Raw genomic sequence first — 17,247 nt, 5'->3', positions numbered from 1 at the left:
TGGCACGTCCCGGACGAGCCGCGACGCCCGCGAGAAGCGCTCAAGCCTCAGTGCTTGATGCCAGCAGATCTAGGCGCTGGACTTGCTCATCACGTTCTCGACCTCATGGCCGACGGCGTACCCGAGGCGCGTGTAGATGCGCCGGGCGGCGTCGTTGTCGGTCCAGATGCCGTAGTGGACGAGCGGGTGCTCGGTGAGCGCCCACCGGGTGACGGCGGCCATCATCGCGCTGCCGACGCCGCGGCGGCGGAAGCCCGTGTCGGTGCCGAGCCCGGAGAGGTGGACGGGACCACCCGCGGGGGCGTTGACGGCGACGACGCCGCGCAGCACGCCGTCGTCGTCCCGGTAGCCCCACCACGTGAGGTCGGGGTCGGCGGGGTCGGCGCTCGTGTCCGGGTTCGCGCGGGCCAGGCAGGCCCGCACCTCCTCGCCGGCTCCGGCGCCGGTCACCGGGCCGACGCGCTCCTCCCCCGGCTGGGCGGGTGGCACGGTCCGCGACCACATCCAGTCCCACACCGGGCCGGTGCGCAGGCCGAGGTGCTCCCGCGTCGCGGTGCCGACGCGGTCCCAGGTGCCGCGCGTGAGCAGGCCGAAGGGCACGGCGGGCGCCCCGTCGGCGGCGGCGCGGGCGAGCGCGGACGCGAGTGCGCCCGGCTCCCCCGCGCCGACGAGCTGACGGCGCTCACCGCCGGCGCGGCGCACCCGCACGAGCAGGAGCGTCGCGCCGTCGGCGTCCCAGGCCTGCTCCTCCTGCCAGCGGTCGGCGTTCGCGCGGAGGAAGAGGTGGCGCCCCACCTCAGGCGGTGGGGGCGGCCGGCTCGGCCTTCTTCGGCTTGGCGTCCACGCCGGCCTCGCGCCGCTGCTCGGGCGTGATCGGCGCCGGCGCCTGGGTCAGCGGGTCGTAGCCGCCACCGGACTTCGGGAAGGCGATGACCTCGCGGATCGAGTCCGAGCGGGTGAGCAGGGCGACGATCCGGTCCCAGCCGAAGGCGATGCCGCCGTGCGGCGGGGCGCCGTAGGCGAAGGCGTCGAGCAGGAAGCCGAACTTCTCGCGCGCCTCCTCCTCGCCGATGCCCATCATCGCGAAGACGCGCTCCTGGACGTCGCGGCGGTGGATACGGATGGAGCCGCCGCCGATCTCGTTGCCGTTGCACACGATGTCGTAGGCGTAGGCCAGGGCGTTGCCCGGGTCCTCCTCGAAGCGGTCGACCCACTCCGGGGTGGGCGAGGTGAAGGCGTGGTGGACGGCGGTCCAGGAGCCGGAGCCGACGGCGACGTCGTCGTCCTCGCCCGTGGGCTTGAACAGCGGCGCGTCGACGACCCAGACGAAGGACCACGCGTCCTCGTCGATGAGGCCGGTGCGGCGGCCGATCTCCAGGCGCGCGGCGCCGAGCAGGGCACGCGCCTCGCTCTGCTTGCCGGCGGCGAAGAAGATCGCGTCGCCCGGCTGGGCGCCGGTGGCGGCGGCCAGGCCGGCGCGCTCCTCGTCGGTGATGTTCTTGGCGACCGGCCCGCCGAGCGTGCCGTCCTCGCCCACGGTGACGTAGGCCAGACCCTTGGCGCCGCGCTGCTTGGCCCACTCCTGCCAGGCGTCGAACTGGCGGCGGGGCTGGCTCGCGCCGCCGGGCATGACGACGGCGCCGACGTAGGGCGCCTGGAAGACGCGGAACGGGGTGCTCGCGAAGTACTCGGTGAGCTCGGTGAGCTCGAGGCCGAAGCGCAGGTCGGGCTTGTCGGTGCCGTAGCGGGCCATCGCGTCGGCGAAGGTCATCCGCTGGATCGGGGTGTCGATCTCGTGGCCGATGAGCGCCCACAGCTCGCGCAGCACCTGCTCGGCGACGCCGATGACGTCCTCCTGGTCGACGAAGCTCATCTCGACGTCGAGCTGGGTGAACTCCGGCTGGCGGTCGGCGCGGAAGTCCTCGTCGCGGTAGCAGCGGGCGATCTGGTAGTAGCGCTCCATGCCGGCGACCATGAGCAGCTGCTTGAACAGCTGCGGCGACTGCGGCAGGGCGTACCAGGAGCCGGGCGACAGGCGCGCGGGCACGAGGAAGTCGCGCGCACCCTCGGGGGTGGAGCGGGTGAGGGTGGGGGTCTCGATCTCGACGAAGCCCTGGTCGTCAAGCACGCGCCGCGCGGCCTGGTTGACCTTGGCGCGCAGCCGGATCGCGTGGGCGGGCTCCTTGCGGCGCAGGTCGAGGTAGCGGTACTTGAGGCGCGCCTCCTCGCCGACCTGGCCACCGTCCTCGGCGTGCTCGGACACCTGGAAGGGCAGCGGGGCGGCCGCGTTGAGGACGACGACGTCGCTCGCGATCACCTCGATGTCACCGGTCGCAAGGTTCGGGTTGGCGTTGCCCTCGGGCCGCTGGGCGACCTCACCGGTCACCTGGACGACGTACTCCGAGCGCAGCTCGTGGGCCACGTCCTCGTCGCGGATGACGACCTGGGCGATGCCCGAGGCGTCCCGCAGGTCGATGAAGGCGACCCCGCCGTGGTCACGGCGGCGGTCCACCCACCCGGCGAGGGTGACGGTGGTGGCGATGTCGGCGGAGCGCAGCGAACCTGCGTCGCGAGTGCGGAGCACGAGGATCCTTCCCTTGGTCGGGCGCACCGCTAGACGGGCGGGCGCTCGGCCAATCCTAGTTGCCCGCCGGGGACCGGCTACCACCACAGGTCCCCGAGGCGCCATGATCCGGGCATGACCCGCACGCCCGCCCCGGCCACGGCCCCGCCCGACCTCGTGCGGCTCCTGCTCGTCGCGTCCGTCGCGCTCATCACGATCGTCGCCTTCGAGAACCTCGCCGCCAGCGCCGCCCTGCCCGCGGTGAGCGCCGAGCTCGAGGGCCTGCGGCTCTACCCGGTCGCGGCGGGGGCGCCGCTGGCGGCGCAGCTCGTCGCGACGGCGGTGGCCGGGCGGTGGGCCGACGTGCGGGGACCGCGGCCCGTCCTGCTGCTCGGGCTGGTCCTGTTCCCGCTCGGGCTCGTGCTCGCGGGGACGGCGCCGTCGATGGCGGTGCTCGCCCTGGGACGCGGCGTGCAGGGCCTGGGCGGCGGGCTGCTCATCGTGCCGCTGTACGTGCTCGTCGGCGCGATCGTGCCCGCCGCACGGCAGCCGGGCTTCTTCGCGTGGTTCTCCGCCGCCTGGGTGGTCCCCGCCCTCGGCGGGCCGGCGCTCACCGGGCTCGTCGTCGACCACGCCTCGTGGCGCTGGGTGTTCCTCGGGGCGGCCGTGCTCATGGCCGCCGTGACGCTCGCCTTCGCCCCGCTCCTGCGCCACATGCCGGGCCGTGACGAGTCGCGGGCGGCGCAGCCGGCCGTCCGCGGCCTCGTCCTCGCGGCGACGGCGGCCGGTGCCGCGGTGGCCGTCCTCCAGGTGGCGGGGAGCGCGCAGGAGGGGTGGTCGCTGCCCGCGGTGGGGGCCGCCGTCGTCGTCCTCGCGGTGTCCCTGCCCCGACTGCTGCCGCCCGGGACGGTGCGGCTGGGCCGCGGCGTGCCCGCCGCCGTCGCCTGCCGGGCGCTGCTCAACGCGACCTTCATGACCAGCCAGACCTTCCTGCCGCTCCTCCTCGTGCGTGAGTACGGGTCGTCGGTGACGGCGGCCGGCTTCGTCGTCGCCGTCTCCTCCCTCACCTGGGCGGTCGGCGCCTTCGTCCAGGGGCGGGTGAGCACCGCGGCCGGGCGGGGGCGCCTCGCCTGGGCGGGCCCGCTCGTGCTCGCGGTCGGGACGCTGGTGACGGCGGGCGCGGCGCTGCCCGGCACGAGCCCCTGGGTCGCGGTGCCGGGAGCCGCCGTGGCCGGGCTGGGCATCGGGATGGTCTACCCGGCGCTCACCGTGCTCGCCCTGCGCCTGACGCCGACGGCGCAGCACGGGGCCGTCAGCGCCTCCCTCCAGGTGGCCGACGCGCTCGGCGCCGCCGTGGGCCTGGCGGCCTCGGGTGCCATCGTCCTCGCGCTCATCGACACCGGCGGGACCGTCGCCTACCTCGCAGGGCTCCTGCTCGCGACCGCCGTCGGCCTCCTCGCCACCGCCGCCGGCGCCCGCGCCCGGGAGGCCGGGTGACACGTCCGCGCCCGGCGACAAGTCAGCTCTTGGCGACAAGCCGGCTGTCGGCGACAACTCGGCTTTCGCCGAAAGTACAGTTACCGCCGAGAGTGCAGTTACCTCCCTGTGCGGAGGGTCACCGCGCCCTGTCCGACCGTTGGGGGCGTCCTGCCGATAGTCTGGGGGCTCCTGGAGTGTGTATGTGCCGCCTCAGGTCCCGTGCGGAAGTGTCGCTGGTCGGGGCCCATCGCGGAGGGTGCGTCGCCTGCCTGGCGCTCGCGTAGCCCCACTCCGCTATCTGATGGGTTGTCTTCTTGACTGCTGTTCTCACCGACCTTGCCGACGCACGCCCGGAGACCGGTTTCGCCGGCCTCGGCCTGCCCGACGACCTGCTCTCCGCCGTCGTCGACCTCGGCTTCACCACCCCGACCGACATCCAGACCGAGGCGATCCCGCTGCTGCTCGCCGGCCGCGACGTCGTCGGCGTCGCCCAGACGGGCACCGGCAAGACGGCCGCCTTCGGCCTGCCGCTGCTCGCCGCCGTCGACCCCCGCGTGCGCTCGGTCCAGGCCCTCGTCCTGGCCCCCACCCGCGAGCTCGCCCTCCAGGTGAGCGACGCGATCGCGACCTTCGCCGCCCACCAGCGCGGGCTCACCGTGCTGCCGATCTACGGCGGCTCGAGCTTCACCCCGCAGCTGCGCGGCCTGCGCGACGGCGCCCAGGTGGTCGTCGGCACCCCCGGCCGCGTCATGGACCTCATGGAGAAGGGCAGCCTCGACCTCTCGGGCGTGCGCTTCCTCGTCCTCGACGAGGCCGACGAGATGCTGCGCATGGGCTTCGCCGAGGACGTCGAGCAGATCGCCGCCCGCGTCCCCGCCGACCGCCGCACCGCGCTCTTCTCCGCGACCATGCCCGCCGCGATCAAGAAGGTCGCCGCCACCCACCTCAACGACCCGGTCCGCGTGAGCGTCACCCCGCAGTCGTCCACGGTGAGCAACATCGAGCAGACCTACGCGGTCGTGCCCTTCCGCCACAAGACCGGTGCCCTGGCCCGCGTCCTGGCCGTGAGCGACGCCGACGCCGCGATCGTCTTCGTCCGCACGAAGTCGGCCGCCGACGAGGTCGCCATCGAGCTCGCGGGCCGCGGCATCCAGGCCGCCGCGATCTCCGGCGACGTCGCGCAGAAGGACCGTGAGAAGCTCATCGACCGGCTCCGCTCGGGCACGCTCGACGTGCTCGTCGCGACCGACGTCGCCGCCCGCGGCCTCGACGTCGAGCGCATCGGCCTCGTCGTCAACTTCGACGTCCCGCGCGAGACCGAGACCTACGTCCACCGCATCGGCCGCACCGGCCGCGCCGGCCGCAGCGGCCGCGCCCTCACCTTCCTCACCCCCCGCGAGCGGGGGCGCCTGAGCCAGATCGAGCGCGCGACGGGCAGCCGCCTCAAGGAGGCCGACATCCCCAGCCCGGCGGACGTCTCCGCCCACCGGGCCAACGCGATGCTCGCCAAGGTCGGGGACCGCCTGTCCGCCGGCCGCCTGGACCTCTACCGCGAGATCCTCGACGGCTCCGAGCACGAGCTGCGCGAGCTCGCCGCCGCCCTGCTCGCCATCGCCGTCGGCGACGCCGGCCCCGCGCCCCGCGAGGAGCGCACCGTCGAGGACGCCGGCCCCCGCAAGCGCCGCGAGGAGCGCTACGACGACTCCGGCGAGTTCATGGGCGCCACCTTCGAGGAGGGCCGCGACACCGGTCACCGCCACGCCGGCCCGCGCACCGGCCGCGCCGGGACCCGCTCCTTCCACCGCGACGGCTCCGGCACCCGCTACCGGGTCGAGGTCGGCCACCGCGACGGCGTCCAGGCCGGTGCGATCGTCGGCGCGATCACCGGTGAGGGCGGCCTGCGCGGCCAGGACCTCGGCAAGATCGACATCTTCCCGAGCTTCTCCCTCGTCGAGATCAGCCAGGAGCTGAGCCCGGAGACGAGCCGGCGCATCGCCGCCGCGCGCGTCGCCGGCCGCCCGCTACGGATCCGCCCCGACACGGGCCCCCGCAAGCCGCGCCGCTGACACCTCAGCGTCCGAGCCGGTCGTCCGCGAGAGCGGGCGGCCGGCTCTCGGCGTTCAGCGGGCGGCGCGCTCTACGGCGGCGGAGAACTCGCGGTAGCGCTCGAGGTCCGCAGCCAGCGGCTCGGCGACGACGCGCACGGCCGCCTCCTCCACCCCGGTGGACAGCCGGGCGCGGGCCCGCCGTGCGGCCCGCCGGGACCCGACCCGCGCGAGCAGCCGTCCGACGAGCGCGAGCAGCAGTCCCGCGAGCAGCCCGCCGACGAGCAGCGCGGTGGGCCACGGGAACGGGCCGGCCATCGGCGTCTCCGGCTCGGGCAGGCGCAGGTAGCCGAAGCCGGCGAGGACGCCGAGCCACGCCGCCCCGGCCAGCGCCGTGGCGAACAGCAGCACGCCGAGCACCGACCACAGCCGCCACCAGCCGGGGCGGTGCTCGCCGCGGACGTCGGTGGCGGCGACGGCGGTGTCGAGGGCGTCGACCAGGGCGGGGACCCGCTCCTCGGCGCGGCGGGTGACGACCCGGCGCCACGGCTCGGCCATACCCGCGGTCGCCGCCCACGCGAGGTCGTGGACGCCGGTGCGCACCCCGGCCTCCTGCGCGGGGGTGGGGGCGGGCAGGGAGGTCGCGCTCGCCGTCTCCAGGTGCAGCCGGCGCAGCGGGTCGGGGCGCAGGCGCCCCAGCCACCGCAGCGGGGGCCAGCCCACCTGGCGTCCGGCGCGCTGGCGGTAGGAGCGACCGACGGCCGTGACCACCTCCCCCACCCCGGCGGCGGACGCGCAGGCCGCGACGAGGGCCTCGGTGCCCCCGCGCTGCCCGGCCGGCTCGCCACCGGAGGTCTCGAGGAGCTCGCCGGCGACGGTCCGGACGTCGGCCTCGAGCCGAGCGCGGGCCGCGCGCCCCTCCGCGGCGAGCCGGGCGAGGCGACGACGCAGGTCGGGTACGCCGTCGCCGGTACGGGCGGAGGCGGTGAGCAGCTCGACGTCGCCGATCCCGTCGGCGGCGAGGAGCCGGCGCAGGTGGTCGAGGACGCCGGCGAGGTCCTCCTCGGCGAGCCGGTCGGCCTGGTTGAGGACGACGAGGCTGACAGCGGCGTGCTCGCGCAGCGGGCGCAGGTACTCCTCGTGGACGACGGCGTCGGCGTACTTCTGCGGGTCGAGGACCCACACGAGCGCGTCGACCCGCTCGGCGAGGCGGGCGGCGATCGCGCGGTTCTCCACCCGGGTGGAGTCGATGTCGGGCAGGTCGAGCAGGACGAGTCCGGACAGCGCGGGGTCCGCCGGGCGGAGCCGGCGGTCGGGGACCTCGAGCCAGTCGAGCAGCCCGGTGGCGCCGGGGGCCTCCCACACGGCGGCCTGCGGCTGGGTGGTCGTGGGGCGGCGTGCGTGGACGGCCGCGAGCGGCTCCCCGACGAGGGCGTTGAAGAGGCTGGACTTGCCCGAGCCGGTGGCGCCGAGGAGCGCGGCCACCGTCACGCCGGGCGCGAGGGCGGTGCGCGTGCCCGCGCGCTCGAGCAGCTCGCGGGCGGGCGTCAGGCGGGCGGCGGGCAGGACGCCGTCGCCCAGCTCGACCGCGGTGCCGAGCGCGGCGATGCGCGCCTCGAGCTCGGGGGCGCGGGAGCGGCGCCTCATCGGCCCACCTCGGCGCTGCGGACGGCCTCGACGGCCGCGTGCAGGGTGTCCGCGCCGGCGGGGTCGACGCCGAGCTCGGCGACGCGCTCGAGCCACGGGCGGCGGTGCTCCTCGAGGAGCCGCTCGACCCGCTCGCCGAGGTCGCGCTGGGCGTGGCGCGCGAGATCGCGCACGGCCTGGTCACCGAAGACCATCTCGAGCACCTTCTGGCCGACGACGGCGGTGCCGCCCGCGACCCCGACCTCGATCCCGGTGAGTCCGCCCGAGAAGGCGAAGACGACGAGCATGAGCGTGACGCCCGAGGCGTTGACGCCCAGGGAGAGCATCCGTGCCCGCACCCGGCGGTCCTCCCCCTCGGCACGGACCCGCTCGAGCAGCGCCCGCTGCCACTCGCGGACCTCGGCGCCCACCTCCTCGGCCAGCCGCGGCCGCTCCTCGGCGGCAGGGCGCGCCGGCAGCGTCTCGAGCGCCGTCGTCCCCCCGGGCAGCGACTCCCAGGCGCGGCGGGTCTCCCGCTCCGCGCGTTCCACCTCGGCCACGACGAGCGTGACCAGGCCGCTCTCGATGGCCTCCTCCGCACGCTCGTGGGTGGGTGGGCGCCCTCGCAGGAAACCGGTGATCCGGTCGCGCAGGCGGCCGACGGCGGCCTCGACGCCACGCAGCCACTCCCCCGTGCCGACGAACTCCTGCCAGCGGGCCAGCACCTCCCCGCGCAGCAGGGTGCCGTCCTCGGTGGCCTCCATGACGGCGCGGGCGGCGGCCGCGTGGTGCTCGACGACGGCGGCGTGCAGCTCCTCGCTCGCCTCGGCCTGGGCGCGGGCCGCCGTCGCGACGTGGGCGGCACCGCTCAGCACGCCCGCGACGGCGCCGGAGAGCGTCTGGCGGGCGACGCCGGCGCGGGTGGCGGCGTCGGCGGCGAGACCGGTGATCCAGGAGCGGACGGGGCCGACGTCGGCCGCCGGGAGCTGCGCCGTCGCGGTCGGCTGCTCGGAGACGACGAAGAGGGGGGCGTGGGCCAGGCCCTCGGCCTCCAGCCGCTCGGCGAGGTCGGACCGGATCTCCCCGGCTGTGCCCGGTGGGACGCGGTCGAGGACGACGGCGACGACGACGCGCCGGGCAGCGGCCTCGCGCAGCAGCTCCCAGGGCACCGCGTCGGCGTAGCGGGCGGCCGTCGTGACGAAGATCCACAGGTCGGCGGCGGCGAGCAGCTGGGTCGCGAGCCGCCGGTTGGCGGCGACGACGGAGTCGATGTCGGGCGCGTCGAGCAGCGCGAGCCCGCGCGGGACGGAGTCGGCCCCGACGAGGCCGAGCTCGGTGATGGGGTCCTCCTCGGCGTACGGGGCCGCGGGCGCGGCGCCCTGGACGCGGGCCAGCCCGGGCAGGACGCGGTCGCCGGTAAACCAGGCGGCGTCGTCGGGGTGGTGGACGAGGACGGGGCGGCGCGTCGTCGGGCGGATCGCCGACGCGCGCGAGACCTCCTGGCCGACGAGGGAGTTGACAAGCGTCGACTTGCCCGCCCCGGTGGAGCCGCCGACGACGGCGAGGAGCGGCGCGTCGAGCCGCTCGGCCCGGGGCAGGACGTAGTCCTCGAGCTGGTCGACGAGGCTGCGGCGCAGCCGCCTCGCCTCCTCGGCGCCCGGCAGGTCGAGCGGCAGGGTCGTGCCCGCGAGCCGCGCGTCCAGCTCCCGCAGGCGCGCGACGACGTCGAGCGGTCCGCTGGGAGCCGGGCGCTGGGTCATCGTCAGGTCCGCTGCACCGTAGGTGCGAGGTCCTGCGCGGGCGGCGCCCAGGACGCGGGGTCGGCGGCCACCTGGTCCCCGGAGCGGATGTCCTTGACCTCGTGGCCCTCCTCGCCGGGGAACCAGACGAAGGGGATGCCGAGGCGGTCCGCGTGGCGGATCTGCTTGCCGAACTTCGCGGCCGTGGGGGCGACGTCCGTGGGGATGCCGCGGGCGCGCAGGGCGGCGGCGACGTCCTCGCTGCGGCGGCGCTCCTCCTCGGAGCCGACCGCGACGAGCACGGCGGTGGGCACCTGGCGGCTCGCGGTGGCCAGGCCCGCCCCGAGGATGCGGGCGACGAGCCGGGAGACGCCGATGGACAGCCCCACGCCGGGGTAGGTCCGCGAGCCGTCGGAGGCGAGGGAGTCGTAGCGGCCGCCGGAGCAGATCGAGCCGAGGTCCTCGTGCCCGACGAGCGTCGTCTCGTAGACCGAGCCGGTGTAGTAGTCCAGGCCGCGGGCGATCGACAGGTCCGCGACGACGGTGCCCGGGACCCGCTGCTCGGCGGCCTCGACGAGCGCGACGAGCTCGCCCAGGCCCTCCTCGAGCAGCGGGGTGCTCACGCCGAGGGCGCGCACACGCTCCGCGACACCGGCGTCGCTGCCGCTGATCGCGGCGAGCTCGAGGGCCTGGCGGGCCTGCTCGGGCGTGGCGCCGGCGTCGCTCTGGAGCAGCTCGGCGACGGCGTCGGGGCCGATCTTCGCGAGCTTGTCGATGGCGCGCAGGGCGCCCTCGACGTCGTCGAGGCCGATGCCGGTGTAGAAGCCCTCGGCGATCTTGCGGTTGTTGACGGCGATGCGGACCGGCGGGATCGGCAGGGCCGCCAGCGCCTCGGCCATGACGAGCGGCAGCTCGACCTCGTAGTGGAAGGGCAGCGTCTCCGAGCCGACGACGTCGACGTCCGCCTGGGTGAACTCGCGGAATCGGCCCTCCTGCGGGCGCTCCCCGCGCCAGACCTTCTGGATCTGGTAGCGCTTGAAGGGGAAGACGAGCTTGCCGGCGTGCTCGAGGACGTAGCGGGCGAGCGGGACCGTGAGGTCGAAGTGGAGGCCGAGGCGCTTCTCGGAGCCGGCGCCGTCCTCGTCGTGGAGGCGGCTGACGGCGTAGACCTCCTTGGAGGTCTCCCCCTTGCGGAGCAGCTCCTCGACGGGCTCGACCGCACGCGTCTCGATGCCGGCGAAGCCGTGGAGCTCGAAGGTGCGGCGCAGGACGTCGAGGGCGTGGGTCTCGACCACGCGCTCGGCGGGGAGCCACTCGGGGAAGCCGGACAGGGGGGTGGGTCGTGCCATGGAAGTGATCCTAGTGAGGTTCGGGCGGTGGGCCGGTTTCAGGCCAGCGCGCGGGCGATGAAGGGGTTGGACGCGAGCTCGAGCTCCGTCGTCGTCACCGGTCCGTGGCCGGGCACGAGCAGGGCGTCGGCCGGCAGCGAGGTGGCGAGCTCGCGGAGCGTGCGGCGCATCGTCGGCTCGTGCCCGCCCGGGAGGTCCGTGCGCCCGACGGATCCGGCGAAGACGACGTCCCCGGTAAGGACGACCGGCCCGTCGTGGGAGGTGAGACCCGCCTCGTCGAAGACGGGTCCGGTGAAGGAGGTGACGCCGTCGACCCGCCAGACGGTGCTGCCCGGCGTGTGGCCGGGCGCTGCGACGGCGTGGAGGACGACGCCGGGAACGGGCTCGACGGGTCCGGGCGCGACCGGACGGACGTCGTCGACCGGGTGCCACGGGCTGCCGGCGAGGGTGACGAAGGCGTCGCCGACCGCGCCCAGGTGGGACGCGGGGTCGGGGAGTCGGTCGGCGTCGTCGGCACCGACGAGGACGGGTGCGCCGCCCGCGACGGCCGCGCAGTCCCAGAGGTGGTCGGCGTGCCCGTGGGTAAGGACGACGGCGCCCACGTGCAGCCCGTGGCGGTCAAGGACCTGGCGGACGAGAGGCGCGGAGCCGGCGCCCGGGTCGACGACGACGGCGGAGTCGCCCGTGCCCGGCGCCAGGACGAGGGTGTTGGTGCCGAAGACCGGCGACCGCAGGCCGTGGAGGAGCATCAGGCCACCCTAGCCAGCACCACGGGTGACGCCCGCCGGGACACCCGGCACTACTCCCCCGTGAGGACGGTCACGGCGAGGCCCGGTTCCGCCTAGACTTGTCGGCGTTCGTTCGTCGCGGTGCCGCCGGGCACCACCACCGGGAGGGCACGTGACCCGCAGCACCAAGCAGGAGCGCGCGTACCAGAAGCGGCGCCAGGAGAGCTGGGAGCGCCGCAGCCGCGAGAAGGCGGCCCAGCGGCGACGCCGGACGATGGTCGTGGCCTTCCTCCTCGGGCTCGCCGTGGTGGCCGCTGTCGTCGCCCTCCTGCTGGTCAACCGTGCCGACGAGACCGAGCCGCAGGCGACTGACACGTCGGCTGCTCCGACGGCCCCGGCCGAGCAGGCCGCACCGCTGCCCACGACGGACCCCGAGCGCTACGAGGCACCGCCGGACCCCGCCGAGGCGGAGGGACGCACGTGGCAGGTCACCGTCCAGACGAGCGCCGGCGACATCGGCATGGAGATCGACGGGGAGAACGCACCGCAGGCGGCGGCGAACTTCCTGCGGCTGGCGCGCGACGGCTTCTACGACGGCACGGCCTGCCACCGGCTGCTGCCGACGTCCCTCCTCCAGTGCGGCGACCCGACGGCCACCGGCACCGGCGGTCCGGGCTACGGCTTCGGGCCGATCGAGAACGCCCCCGAGGACGACCTGTACCCGGCGGGCACGCTGGCGATGGCGCGCCAGATGAACAACGCAGAGTCGATGGGCAGCCAGTTCTTCATGGTGTTCGCCGACACTCCTCTTCCGTCGGACAACGCCGGCGGTTACAGCGTCTTCGGTCGTGTGACCGAAGGGCTGGACATCCTCCAGCAGGTCGGCTCGGCGGGCACCGTCGAGGGCACTGAGCACCCGGCCCTTCCCGTCACCATCGAAGGAGTGACCATTGACTGAGCAGCAGACCCCGCACCCCGCGGCGGACGAGCCGACAGCGGACGCCATCGAGAGCGTCGCGCTGACGGAGCAGGGGGGACCGCCGCCTGCTGCGACGCAGGACGCTCCCGCCGAGGACACGGAGACCACCGCCGGCACCGCGGCGGCTGAGGACAGCGCGCCCGCTGAGCAGACCGAGCACGCTGCTCCGGCTGAGCAGGCCGCCCCGGCCGAGCCGGCTGCACCGGCTGAGCAGGCCGCCCCGGCTGAGCAGGCCGCCCCGGCCGAGCAGGCTGCACCCTCCGAGCAGGCCGCACCCGCCGAGCAGGCCGCACCCGCGGACGAGGCGGCGGCGTCGGTCGAGCCGGGAGGCGCGGCCGAGACCGAGGCTGCCCGCCCGGCGGCACCGCGCCCCGCGGCCGTGCCGAAGCCGTCCTCGCTCCCCAAGCCGTCCGCGCTGCGCAAGCCGGCGGTGCGCGCACCGCAGCAGCAGGCGCCAGCCGTCGTCGCGCCCGTGCTCGACGATGCCAAGGAGGCGGCGGCCGCTGCCGCCTGGGGCCGTGTCGACCCGGACGGCACCGTGTGGGTCCGCGAGGCCGCCGGTGAGCGCACGGTGGGCCAGTACACCGGTGCGGACATGGAGGAGGCCCTCGCCTTCTACGTGCGACGCTTCCTCGACCTCCAGGCGCAGGTCGTGCTCTTCGAGACGCGGCTCCCCCAGCTGCAGACCAAGGAGATCGACCAGACCCTGGCGACCCTCACCGAGGCGCTGGCCGAGCCGGCCGCCGTCGGTGACCTCGACGGCCTGCGTGCCCGCGTCGAGACCCTGCGCGAGCGGGCGGCCGCCCGCCGCAAGGAGATCAGCGCCGAGCGGGAGGCCGCCAAGGCCAAGGCCCTGGAGGAGCGCACCGCGATCGTCGAGCGCGCCGAGGCCATCGCGGCCGCGGACCCCGCGAGCACCCACTGGCGCTCCAGCGGCGACGAGCTGCGCACCCTCCTCGAGCAGTGGAAGCAGGCGCAGCGCTCCGGCCCGCGCCTCGACCGCCCCACGGAGGACGCGCTCTGGAAGCGGTTCTCCCGCGCGCGGACGACCTTCGACCGCAACCGCGGCCACTTCTTCTCCCAGCTCGACGCGACCCAGTCCGAGGTGAAGCGCGCCAAGGAACAGCTCATCGCCGAGGCGGAGGCGCTGTCGACCTCGACCGATTGGGGGGCCACGTCCGCCGCCTATCGCGAGCTGATGGACCGCTGGAAGGCCGCCGGGCGCGCGAACCGCAAGGAGGACGACGCCCTGTGGGCGCGCTTCCGGGCCGCCCGCCAGGCCTTCTACGAGGCCCGGGAGACGCAGAACGCCCAGATCGACGCCGAGTACGCCGCGAACCTCGAGGTCAAGCTCGCGCTCCTGGAGCAGGCCGAGGCGCTGCTCCCGGTCACCGACCCCGAGGCCGCGAAGGCGGCGCTGCGCCCGATCCAGGACAAGTGGGACGAGGCGGGCAAGGTGCCGCGTAACGACGTCCAGCGGGTCGAGGGCCGGATGCGCGCCGTCGAGCAGGCGGTGCGTGAGGCTGACCAGGAGCGGTGGAGCCGCACCGACCCGGAGAAGAAGGCCCGCGCGGAGGGTGCCGCGGCGCAGCTGTACGAGGCGATCGACGCCCTCGAGCAGCAGCTGTCCGAGGCGCGCGCCGCGGGCGACGCCCGGGCGGAGAAGGAGGCCGCTGCGGCGCTGGAGGCCCGCAAGGCCTGGCTCGACCAGATCCTGCGCTCCACCGGCAGCTGACCGGCAGGACAGACGGGGCGGCGACGTCATGAACGTCGCCGCCCCGCTGCGTCCCCGGCCACCGCGAGGAGGGCCGTGGCGCGCCGTACGGGCGCCCGGCGACCGGGACGGCCGAGGACCTCCTGGACCAGAGGCTCCTCGAGGCCGGCGAGGAGCAGCGCACACGTACCGGCGACCGCCACCGGCTCGGACGCGAAGCACAGCAGGTCGACGGCGGTACGCAACGGCGTCGTCGTCGGGACGCCACCGAGGTGGACGACGTCCGAGACGGCCAGGTGCTGGCGGTGGACCACCACCGTGGTGTGGAGCCGCCGCCCTGCCCCGACGACGACGTCCGGGCGGTCCGGGCACAGGCGCCCGGTGTGGACCCACACCGCCGTGCAGCGCGCCAGTGCCGCGCCCGGCGGCACGGCGGCACGCAGGGCGCCCGCTCTGCCCTCGGGCCCGGCGAGCAGGTCGACCGGTACGAGGCCACCGTCGGGGGTACGTCCGAGCAGGCCGTCGTAGCGCTCACCGGCACGCCCGGGCAGCGCGGGCTGCACCGCCGCCACCGGGTCGAGCTGCGGCGCCGCCAGCCACGCGAGCGCGCTCGTCATGCTCCGAGCGTGCCGCGCCGTCGTCGCCGGCGGGGCGGGCCGTCACGCGACTGTGGACGGCATCCCACCCGGGTGAGGACTGTGGAGTAGCCGCTCAGCCGTGCCGGGTCGTCGAGCGCGCGCCGGTGATCCGGTAGACGTCGAAGACGCCGTCGATCCGGCGCACCGCGGACAGCACGTGGCCGAGGTGGGAGGGCTCGGCCATCTCGAAGACGAACTTCGACAGGGCCACCCGGTCACGGCTCGTCTGCACCGAGGCGGACAGGATGTTGACGTGGTTGTCGGACAGCACCCGGGTGACGTCGGACAGGAGGCCGGCGCGGTCGAGCGCCTCGACCTGGATCTGGACGAGGAAGGAGCTCTGCCCGTGCAGCGACCACTCGACGTCGACCATGCGCTCGGGCTCGCTGCGCATGCTCTCGAGGTTGCCGCAGTCGGTCCGGTGCACCGATACCCCCGAGCCGCGGGTGACGAAGCCGACGACCGGGTCCCCAGGCACGGGCGTGCAGCACCGCGCGAGCTTGACCCACAGGTCCCCGGAGTCCATGCCCTTGACGGTGATCCCGGGGTCCCCGGCGCGCAGGCGCGGGCGGGTCTCCCCCGGCATCGTCGCCTCGGCGAGGTCCTCCTCGGCGCCGGACTCCCCGCCCATGGACTGGACGAGCTTCTGGACGATGTTCGTCGCCGACACCTGGCTCTCGCCCACCGCGGCGTACAGCGCCGAGACGTCCGCGTAGTTGAGCTCGTGCGCCAGGGCGGTGAGCGAGTCGTGGGACATGAGCCGCTGGATGGGCAGGTTCTGCTTGCGCATCGCGCGGGCGATGTGCCCCTTGCCGGCCTCGATGGCCTCCTCGCGCCGCTCCTTGGTGAACCAGGCACGGATCTTGTTGCGGGCACGCGGGGTGGTGACGAAGTTGAGCCAGTCGCGGCTCGGTCCGGCCGACTCGGACTTCGAGGTGAAGACCTCGACGGTGTCACCGTTCTCGAGCTGGGACTCCAGGGACACCAGGCGCCCGTTGACGCGCGCCCCCACCGTCCGGTGACCGACCTCGGTGTGGACGGCGTAGGCGAAGTCGACCGGGGTGGCTCCGGGCGCCAGGGCCATGACGTCGCCCTTGGGGGTGAAGACGTAGACCTGGGAGCCGGAGATCTCGAAGCGCAGGGAGTCGAGGAACTCGCCCGGGTCGGACGTCTCGCGCTGCCAGTCGACGAGCTGGCGCAGCCAGCCCATCTCCTCCACGCCCTGCGGCACGTCCGTGCGGCCGCGCGCGGCCTCCTTGTACTTCCAGTGCGCCGCGACGCCGTACTCGGCGCGGCGGTGCATGTCGTGGGTGCGGATCTGGATCTCCACCGGCTTGCCACCCGGACCGATGACGGTCGTGTGGAGCGACTGGTAGAGGTTGAACTTCGGCATCGCGATGTAGTCCTTGAACCGCCCGGGCAGGGGGTTCCAGCGCGCGTGCATCGTGCCGAGGACGGCGTAGCAGTCCTTGACCGAGTCGACGAGGACCCGGACACCGACGAGGTCGAAGATGTCGTCGAAGTCGCGGCCCCGCACGATCATCTTCTGGTAGATCGAGTAGTAGTGCTTGGGCCGGCCGGTGACCGTCGCGCGGATCTTGTTGGACCGCAGGTCCGTCTCGATCTGACTGCGGACGGTCGAGAGGTACTCGTCGCGGGCGGGGGCACGCTCGGCGACGAGGTGGACGATCTCGTCGTAGACCTTGGGGTAGAGGGTGGCGAAGGACAGGTCCTCCAGCTCCCACTTGATCGTGTTCATGCCCAGCCGGTGGGCGAGCGGGGCGTAGATCTCGAGCGTCTCGCGGGCCTTGCGCCCGGCGGACTTGGCCGAGACGTACTTCCAGGTCCGCGCGTTGTGGAGGCGGTCGGCGAGCTTGATGACGAGCACCCGGATGTCGCGGGCCATCGCGACGACCATCTTGCGGACGGTCTCGGCCTCGGCGGCCTCCCCGTAGGTCACCTTGTCGAGCTTGGTGACGCCGTCGACGAGCAGGGCGATCTCCTCGCCGAACTCGCTGCGCAGCTGCTGGAGGGAGTAGTCGGTGTCCTCGACGGTGTCGTGCAGCAGGGCGGCGGCGAGGGTCGGCACCGTCATGCCGAGCTCGGCGAGGATCGTCGTCACCGCGACGGGGTGGGTGATGTACGGGTCACCGCTCTTGCGCATCTGCCCGCGGTGCGCCCGCTCGGCGACCGTGAAGGCGCGCTCGATCAGCGCGGTGTCGGCTCGCGGGTGGTTGGAGCGCAGCGCGTGGAGGACCGGCTCGATCGCCGGGGAGACGGTGTGCCCGCGCGATCCGAGCAGCGCGAAGCGCGACCGCACCCGGGGACCGCGTGCGTCCGTGGCTGCGCCGGTGACCGTCTCCTCCGCCATTGGCCCATTCTAGGCA

At 74.9% G+C, this 17,247-nt stretch carries 12 protein-coding genes; 4 read left to right on the top strand and 8 right to left on the bottom strand.

Going from position 1 to position 17,247, the window contains the following annotated elements; genetic code table 11:
- Positions 1–69 precede the first annotated feature (69 nt).
- Positions 70–795, bottom strand: coding sequence for a GNAT family N-acetyltransferase (locus AA0005_RS09480; protein WP_413449926.1), 726 nt, complete (start codon positions 793–795; stop codon positions 70–72).
- 1 nt (position 796) lies between these two features.
- Positions 797–2,584: an aspartate--tRNA ligase gene (aspS, locus tag AA0005_RS09475; RefSeq protein ID WP_413449925.1), complete on the bottom strand. Its 1,788-nt coding sequence runs from the start codon at positions 2,582–2,584 to the stop codon at positions 797–799.
- 114 nt (positions 2,585–2,698) lie between these two features.
- Here aspS and AA0005_RS09470 point away from each other — a divergent pair, with 114 nt between their 5' ends.
- Positions 2,699–4,060: an MFS transporter gene (locus tag AA0005_RS09470; protein ID WP_413449924.1), complete on the top strand. Its 1,362-nt coding sequence runs from the start codon at positions 2,699–2,701 to the stop codon at positions 4,058–4,060.
- Between the two features lie 296 nt (positions 4,061–4,356).
- Complete coding sequence (locus AA0005_RS09465) at positions 4,357–6,108, top strand: DEAD/DEAH box helicase (RefSeq protein WP_413449923.1); 1,752 nt, start codon at positions 4,357–4,359, stop codon at positions 6,106–6,108.
- A 54-nt stretch (positions 6,109–6,162) separates the two neighbouring features.
- Here AA0005_RS09465 and AA0005_RS09460 read toward each other — a convergent pair whose 3' ends face one another.
- The 4 genes from AA0005_RS09460 to AA0005_RS09445 are packed head-to-tail and all read right to left on the bottom strand — an operon-like array spanning position 6,163 to position 11,550.
- Complete coding sequence (locus tag AA0005_RS09460) at positions 6,163–7,734, bottom strand: GTPase (protein WP_413449922.1); 1,572 nt, start codon at positions 7,732–7,734, stop codon at positions 6,163–6,165.
- The gene (locus AA0005_RS09455; protein ID WP_413449921.1) at positions 7,731–9,473 is read right to left on the bottom strand and encodes a dynamin family protein; all 1,743 of its coding nucleotides are present in this window, start codon (positions 9,471–9,473) and stop codon (positions 7,731–7,733) included. Before AA0005_RS09455 ends, AA0005_RS09460 begins: the two co-directional genes overlap by 4 nt.
- 2 nt (positions 9,474–9,475) lie before the next feature.
- Positions 9,476–10,801: a histidine--tRNA ligase gene (hisS, locus tag AA0005_RS09450; protein ID WP_413449920.1), complete on the bottom strand. Its 1,326-nt coding sequence runs from the start codon at positions 10,799–10,801 to the stop codon at positions 9,476–9,478.
- A 38-nt stretch (positions 10,802–10,839) separates the two neighbouring features.
- The gene (locus AA0005_RS09445; RefSeq protein ID WP_413449919.1) at positions 10,840–11,550 is read right to left on the bottom strand and encodes an MBL fold metallo-hydrolase; all 711 of its coding nucleotides are present in this window, start codon (positions 11,548–11,550) and stop codon (positions 10,840–10,842) included.
- Positions 11,551–11,701: 151 nt separating this feature from the next.
- Here AA0005_RS09445 and AA0005_RS09440 point away from each other — a divergent pair, with 151 nt between their 5' ends.
- Both AA0005_RS09440 and AA0005_RS09435 read left to right on the top strand, forming a co-directional pair.
- On the top strand, positions 11,702–12,487 hold the full coding sequence (locus AA0005_RS09440) for a peptidylprolyl isomerase (RefSeq protein WP_413449918.1): 786 nt from the start codon (positions 11,702–11,704) through the stop codon (positions 12,485–12,487).
- Positions 12,480–14,243: a DUF349 domain-containing protein gene (locus AA0005_RS09435; RefSeq protein WP_413449917.1), complete on the top strand. Its 1,764-nt coding sequence runs from the start codon at positions 12,480–12,482 to the stop codon at positions 14,241–14,243. The genes AA0005_RS09440 and AA0005_RS09435 overlap by 8 nt, the downstream gene beginning before the upstream one ends.
- Before the next feature lie 26 nt (positions 14,244–14,269).
- Here AA0005_RS09435 and AA0005_RS09430 read toward each other — a convergent pair whose 3' ends face one another.
- Both AA0005_RS09430 and AA0005_RS09425 read right to left on the bottom strand, forming a co-directional pair.
- Entirely contained in the window at positions 14,270–14,839 is a 570-nt protein-coding gene (locus AA0005_RS09430) for a hypothetical protein (RefSeq protein WP_413449916.1), read from the bottom strand.
- 94 nt (positions 14,840–14,933) lie between these two features.
- Positions 14,934–17,231 (bottom strand): RelA/SpoT family protein, encoded by a 2,298-nt coding sequence (locus AA0005_RS09425; protein ID WP_413449915.1) that lies wholly within the window; start codon positions 17,229–17,231, stop codon positions 14,934–14,936.
- Positions 17,232–17,247 lie beyond the last annotated feature (16 nt).

This window comes from Georgenia phoenicis, assembly GCF_047302425.1.
Classification (GTDB): Bacteria; Actinomycetota; Actinomycetes; order Actinomycetales; family Actinomycetaceae; genus Oceanitalea.
The sequence above is the reverse complement of the archived record's forward strand: the minus strand, read 5'-3'. Positions and strand labels throughout refer to the sequence as shown.